Genomic DNA, 6428 nt, shown 5'->3' with positions numbered 1-6428 from the left:
AAAACTAGCAGAAGCAGTTTACCAGCCAACACTCCTCGCAGTAAGAAAACAGAGGAATTTTATCGCAGTTGATGAGACTGTCGTAAAAATCAACGGGGAGAAGAGATTTCTCTGGGCTGCACTTGACGTTGAGAGCAGGGAAGTTCTCGCAGTCTGGATTACAACAACCAGAAACTGGTGGATTGCTAGAGACTTCATTCTGGTTGTTTTGAAATCCTGCAAAGGACAGCCTGTTTTTCTGGTTGATGGTGGGAAGTGGTACAAGTCTGCTTTTAAATCCCTTGGACTGGATTTTGTTCACGTAACCTTCGGGCCGAGGAACTGTATTGAACGCTGGTTCAGGACTTTAAAAGAAAGAACAAAGCGTTTCTGGAATAATTTCAGGGCTAGAGACTGGAGGAGGGTTCACAGGTTTGTTTTTCTGTTTGCGTTCTGGTATAATTTTGTTAGGTTTCATTCTCGGTTTGGTTGTCCGCCTGGTGATGTGACTGAGTGGCTTCAAGAGGTGATGCCCCAGTTATCCTGACAGTATCTTTGAAGGAGAAAAAGCTTTAAAGAAGCAGAGGAAAGCTTTCTAGGGATGCAAAATGGAATCAGTCGAGAGGTTCATATGGGAGTACTTCATAAGACCCATGTACACGAGAGAGGGCTACAATCCATATAACACCCTTGTCTATGCAATCATTCTGGGATTGGCGATTATCTACACGTACAGATGGATAATAAAGCCCCTCAAGATAAAGGTTGATGAGAAGCTTTTTTATGCGGTTACCCCGATGGTTGTGTTTGGAGCAACCGTTAGAGCCCTTGTCGATGGAGGAGTTCTAAAACCTCACCCCCTTATTTTGACTCCGGGAATATTTTTCACAGCGTTCTTATTGATTTTGCCCGCTATATTTGCAGACTCAAGGCTAAGAACTTATCCTAAGATAACGGTAGCATGGGGAACTATCTTAGCCCTGTACGCGAACTACCTGCTGGTAAAAAACGTCAAAAGCTGGGAACCTTATGAGCTAACACTTTTTTACACCGTAATCTTTCTCCTTCCGATTTTGGCTTATTACAAATTTAGACCCTTTGAAAAGCTCTATCTCTTTCCAGTCTTTGCCCACATCTTCGACATAGGATCCACAGTTGTGGCAATCCACTACTACGGCTACCGGGAAGTCCACTGGATTGAGAATATTCTCGTTCAGAAGTTCGGTGCTTTTGTGTATTACCCGTGGATATTGTTCATCCTTGGAGTGGTCTACTATGGGCTGAAATACCTCGTGCCCGACGAAGAGGAGAGGAAGTTTTGGTATCTGGCAGTGTATATACTCGGGTTGGGGCCGGCAATAAGGGATCCAGCCCAGATGATTTTACAGATTGGCTAGTCTTTTCTTAGCTTTCTTCCTTCCTCCAGTTCCCTTCTCAGAGTTCTTGCCTCAAACTCTGCATCTTTTGCCCTAAATACCTTGGCTATCCTTTCGATTGCCTCAAGTTTCCTGATTATGCCGTCGAGCCATGTAAAGACATCTCCGGGATAGAGCACGAGTGAGTACTGCCTTCTGAAGTATTCTGCAATCTGCATTGGGTGCTTCCCCTGTCTTCTGAGCTCGATTATCATTGAGGAAACTTTTTCCATCGCGTGCTCTGTGCAGTCTTCCTCTTCGCACATAAAGAAGTCCTGGTAAATTAAAAACAGCTTGTCCTGCACGTTTGGGCTAACTTCTGGCAGGACTTTTTCAAGCTCCTCCAGAATAGAGGCAAAGCTCGGGGAAAAGATGTTGCTGCTCAGCTTTCCTCTTACGGCACTTTCAAGTTCTCTCTGGAGTGTTCCGGTGAGATAAACGTTCTCAAATGGCAGAAGCTTAATTGCAATTTTCATAGGAGGCATCTTGAAGAGATTTTCCCTTATAAACTGAGCTTCCCTCGGAAGGAGAAAACTCATGCTTACTGCTCTTCCATAGGGGGTAACGCTCACAATCTTGCCCCTCAGTTTTACAAAGTCGAACTCCTCAAGCTTCTCAAGGACTTTCTCGGCATTTTGATTTGCCCCAAGGCAGAGGCTCTGCACCTCTTCAACATCGTCAAGGTAGGAAAAGACACACGAATGAGCAAGAACCTGATCCTGCTCTATCTCATCGCTCCACTCAACGTGAATTGGCTCAATAGGTGCAGTTAGGAGTTTAAACGCTACCTCATCTTCAGTTCCTTCCATCTGGGCGGAATACTTCCTACCGGGCTCCACTATTAAATAGACCTTGCCCTTTTCATGGTAGAGTGGTCTTCCGGCCCTGCCAAGCATCTGGTGGAACTCTCTGACGCTTAACCACTTGTTGCCCATTGCCAGGCTTTCAAAGATCACTTGAGAGGCTGGAAAGTCAACTCCCGCACCTAAAGCGGCCGTCGTCACGACTACATCTATCATCTGAGCTTGGAACTCCATTTCTGTGAGCTTTCTTTGGTGATAGGGCAGACCGCTGTGGTATGGCTTTGCTTTCAAGCCTTTGCTCGTTAAAAACGCCGCAAGCTCGTGGCACCTCTTTCTCGAGAAGGTAAACACTATGCTCTGGCCTTTAAACCCCTGAGGAGATTTTCTCATGGCTTCAGCTTTGCACAGCTGAGCAACATAGCGCCACTTCTCGCTCTCATTTCTCGCTATTATAATATGTCTCTCAAGTGCAACCGGTCTCTCATCGTAAAGAACAAGCTTTAATCCAAGCTCCTTCGCGAGCTCTTGGGGATTTCCGATTGTTGCACTCAGCCCTATAAACTGTGCATTCGGGTAGAGCTTCCTGAGCCTCGCAATAAGGCCGTCGAGCCTTGCTCCCCTCTCCTCGTCATCAAGCATGTGGATTTCATCTACCACAATAGTCCCGACGTTTCCTATTTTTCTACCCGCTCTAAGAAGGTAGTCAATGCCTTCGTAGGTTCCAACTATTATGTCGGCATCTATACCCGTATCGACAACAACGAGCTCATCTTTGGTCTTTATCCTGCTCATTCCGACTCTTATAGCAACCCTAAGACCGAGCTTTGAGTATCTTCGTTTAAAGTCCTCGTACTTTTGATTTGCCAGGGCCACAAGGGGCACCAAGAAAAGGAACTTTTTACCTTTGAGGGCTTTAGGAATGCCTGCTAATTCCCCAATGAGGGTCTTTCCACTTGCCGTTGCAGAAACCACCAGCAGGTTCTCTCCTTCAAGGAGCCCATTCTGCAGGGCTAACACCTGAACCGGGAGGAGTCTTTGCACTCCCTCATCCTTTAGAACTTTCTTAAATTCTTCCGGAATGTTTACTTCATCTATGGAGAGCTCTTTGACATTAACGTGCTTTGGTTCCAGCTCATCCCACTTTGTAACATCTGGATTTTTTGTTGGGTCGAAACGAGGATCAAAGACAGCCAAAACCTTATCCAGATCCCTAAACCTTTCAAGGAGCTTTTTTGCTTGGTCAAACATTCCAAGGCTTCTAAACCTGTAGCGGAGCTCATTTTTAAGTTCTTCTTCAGCACAGCTCTCACAGATAAATTCGTGGTGGTACTTTATCCTATTTCCTTCGGTTAGAACGGTTATTTTTCCATTTAATAGACAGAGTCTGCAAAGTTCTGCTTTCTCAACTCTTTTGTTTTGGAGCCTCACTTTAAAGTATTCCTCCCATTCCGCGGCATCTGAAGTCAAGACAATTCTCGCAGTTTTCAGCATCTTTTCGATCTCTTTTGGATTTTGATAGTTGCTTCCTTCCAAGACCTTGAACAGCCTGTTGTCTCTCATTATCAGTCTAAAAATCCTCTCAGCCTTTAAATTCTGGATTTGAGAAAGCTTTTCAGGTTCATTTTCAATGTAAAATGCCTCAAGCTCGTTATTTTTTCTTCCTTTTCTGATTACGAAGAGCATCTTTATCCTCTCCTTCGTGAGCTCTTGGAAAGCTGAACTCCATTGTCCTTCAGGGTATCAAGAATTACGCTGACCCTCCACCGACGGAGGTTTTTGCGTAGGTATTTTTGAGAAAGAAGCCTTAAAAAGCTTTTCAACTCGTCCATGTTCTTGAAGTTAGCCCTTATCATCACCTGGAATTCCCCGGTCTTTTTATAGATGCCCAAGACGTTTTCGAGCTTGCCAATTTCTTCTAAAACAGTTTCAGCCCGAGAGTCATCAGCCAGCAACTCAAGTTCTATTAAAACCTGCAGATATTCCTCAAGAAAAGCAGGATCCACAATGGCGGAGTAACCCTTTATTGCTCCCAGCCGTTCAAGTTTTTCAACCCTGTTTTTTATGCTTGCTACAGATAGCCCAAGCTTCTTACTGAGATCTGTGAAAGTAACCCTGCCATTCTTTCTAAGCTCTAATAGAATTTTCTTGTCAATTTCGTCTATGTCCACCATATTCAATCAAAAAATAATTAGAGAAAAGATATTTAAGTTTTCCCTACTCTATCGTGTGCACCTGAGGCAGAGTTGAGACCTTTATTGGCGCCCCAAATGCCCTGTCTCCTGCGTCCCCAAGACCGGGGAGTATGTAGCCCTTGTCGTTGAGCTCCCTATCTATCTTCGTTACGAATATCTCGACCTCTGGGAATCTTTCCTTTATCTTTGTTATCCCTTCTGGAGCCGCAAGAACTCCCAAGATGATTATCCTCTTTGGAGTGCCGTACTTTTTGACTTCCTCTATTACTTTCACAAGGGTTGAACCGGTGGCTATCATCGGGTCAGCTATGATTACTGTATCTTCAGGTGTTATCTGGGGGATTTTGATGTAGTTCATCTCTATCTCGAACTTTGGAGGCTTCCCTCTTGATGCTGAGACGATTCCTATCCTTGCATGCTCGAAGACCTTTACAAGACCTTCCATAAGGGGAACCGCTGCTCTAAGGACTGTTATTATGACCACGTTTCTCCTGTCCTTGACTATTATTCCTTCGGTTTCTTCCAGAGGTGTCTCAACTTTTATCTTCTCTGTTTCCATCGTTTTGATGATTTCATATCCCATAAACCTTCCAAGCTTTACAAGCCCTTTTCTGAAGGTTATGGAGTCCGTTTCCTTGTCCCTAAGCTCTGTTAAGACTTCCATCAGGTACGGAGAGTCGTCAAATGAGTAAACACCTTTCCACCTTTTATCCTCTATCATCTCACTCACCTCAACAGCTGGTCAAGCAAGATGGCCGTTAAAGCCCCTATGGCCATTCCCGATTCTAAAATGCTCCCCACAATTTGTGGAAAGTGTTCAAGGAATTCTGGCGGCAACTGGGGAGCCCCAAGTCCTACAATCAATGCACTTGCTATTATGAGCATGTTCCTATCGTTGAGCTCTACCTTCTCCTTTATTAATCTAAGCCCTGTAACACTTATCATTCCATAGAGTGCTATCGTAAGGCCTCCAAGTACGGGCTGGGGAAGGGAGGCCAGAACACCCGAAAACTTTGGAATCATCGCCAAGATTATTAATATGGCTCCCCCCACCTGGACAACTTGTCTGCTTGCCACCTTGGTTAAGGCAACCAGCCCTATGTTCTCGGAATAGCTTGTTGTTCCGCAGGCTCCAAGGATTCCTGCAATTGAACAGGCAAGTCCCTCGCTCATTATTCCCCTGTTGATATTTGTGTTCGTTATTGGTGCTTCAGCTATCGCGGAAATTGCGTGATAATCTCCAACGCTTTCTATTGTGCTCACGATAAATGCGAACAGCAGGGTTATTATTGCAGAGGCTTCAAATACTGGAGTGCCCCATGGCAGCGGCTTTGGAGCATTTACCAATGGCAATTCGTTAACCAGACTGAAATCTGCCATTCCGAGGGGAATGCTGACGATGTAGCCCACCAGTGCTCCTACTATTACAGGCATCGCCCTTAAGGCCCCTTTTCCTTTAAGTGCGACGTAGACCGTTGTTGAGAAGGTTACTAGTGCTATAAAAAATGCCTTCGTTATTGTTGAACCGCTCGGATCGGCAAAGAAGTTGAAGGTGTACTTGACCGCTACATGGGCCAGGGAGAATCCTATGAGCATTATTGTGACCCCAGTGACTACGGGTGAAAAGAGTCTCTTGACCCTTCCGACGATTCCGAATGCACCTATTGCCGCCTCGATTAGTCCCCCCACTATTAGTGCCCCTTCCACAGCTGCCAGCCCTAGGCTTTTTCCTATGCTGATAAGCCCCGGAATAAAGGCGAAACTTGAACCCTGAACTATTGGATATCTGGAACCTATTGTGGTTTGAAGAAGGGTCGCTATTCCCATTGCCAAGAGAACCACCTGGATTAAAAGTGCTATCTCTCTCTGCTCAAGCCCAATTGCCGTCCCCACGACAAGGGGCACTGTAACTGTTGCTCCAAACATTGCAAGAACGTGCTGAAAGCCCAAAAGAACAGCCTGCTTTGGTTCGACTTTTTCCTCTATTCCAATCTTGATTCCATTTCCCATTAAAGCCCGCTCAAGGTATGTCGAAGTGG

The 6428-nt window shown here is 45.3% G+C and carries 6 protein-coding genes; 2 read left to right on the top strand and 4 right to left on the bottom strand.

Going from position 1 to position 6428, the window contains the following annotated elements:
- Positions 1–526 (top strand): IS6-like element ISPfu2 family transposase (locus THEPK_RS09290; protein ID WP_042702228.1); only part of this gene is annotated, 526 nt, incomplete at its 5' end.
- 61 nt (positions 527–587) lie between these two features.
- Positions 588–1376 (top strand): DUF63 family protein, encoded by a 789-nt coding sequence (locus tag THEPK_RS09285; protein WP_042701216.1) that lies wholly within the window; start codon positions 588–590, stop codon positions 1374–1376.
- On the opposite strand, the gene THEPK_RS09280 is transcribed toward THEPK_RS09285, so the two are convergent.
- From THEPK_RS09280 to THEPK_RS09265, 4 genes are read right to left on the bottom strand one after another with little or no spacing between them, the layout of a single operon-like run.
- Entirely contained in the window at positions 1373–3880 is a 2508-nt protein-coding gene (locus THEPK_RS09280) for a DUF5814 domain-containing protein (protein ID WP_042701214.1), read from the bottom strand. The genes THEPK_RS09285 and THEPK_RS09280 overlap by 4 nt on opposite strands.
- A 2-nt stretch (positions 3881–3882) precedes the next feature.
- On the bottom strand, positions 3883–4368 hold the full coding sequence (locus THEPK_RS09275; protein ID WP_042701213.1) for an Lrp/AsnC family transcriptional regulator: 486 nt from the start codon (positions 4366–4368) through the stop codon (positions 3883–3885).
- 43 nt (positions 4369–4411) lie between these two features.
- Positions 4412–5110, bottom strand: a complete 699-nt coding sequence (gene upp, locus THEPK_RS09270; protein ID WP_042701211.1) for a uracil phosphoribosyltransferase — start codon at positions 5108–5110, stop codon at positions 4412–4414.
- A 5-nt stretch (positions 5111–5115) separates the two neighbouring features.
- Positions 5116–6399 (bottom strand): uracil-xanthine permease family protein, encoded by a 1284-nt coding sequence (locus tag THEPK_RS09265; RefSeq protein WP_042701209.1) that lies wholly within the window; start codon positions 6397–6399, stop codon positions 5116–5118.
- Positions 6400–6428 lie beyond the last annotated feature (29 nt).

The sequence above is a fragment of the Thermococcus sp. PK genome (assembly GCF_000430485.1).
GTDB lineage: Archaea > Methanobacteriota_B > Thermococci > Thermococcales > Thermococcaceae > Thermococcus_A > Thermococcus_A bergensis.
The sequence above is the reverse complement of the archived record's forward strand: the minus strand, read 5'-3'. Positions and strand labels throughout refer to the sequence as shown.

What these genes read in the sequence shown, in the direction of transcription:
- THEPK_RS09285 (WP_042701216.1), top strand. Translation starts at nt 588, where the DNA reads ATGGAATCAGTCGAGAGGTTCATATGGGAGTACTTCATAAGACCCATG.
- THEPK_RS09280 (WP_042701214.1), bottom strand. Translation starts at nt 3,880, where the DNA reads ATGCTCTTCGTAATCAGAAAAGGAAGAAAAAATAACGAGCTTGAGGCA.
- THEPK_RS09275 (WP_042701213.1), bottom strand. Translation starts at nt 4,368, where the DNA reads ATGGTGGACATAGACGAAATTGACAAGAAAATTCTATTAGAGCTTAGA.
- upp (WP_042701211.1), bottom strand. Translation starts at nt 5,110, where the DNA reads ATGATAGAGGATAAAAGGTGGAAAGGTGTTTACTCATTTGACGACTCT.
- THEPK_RS09265 (WP_042701209.1), bottom strand. Translation starts at nt 6,399, where the DNA reads ATGGGAAATGGAATCAAGATTGGAATAGAGGAAAAAGTCGAACCAAAG.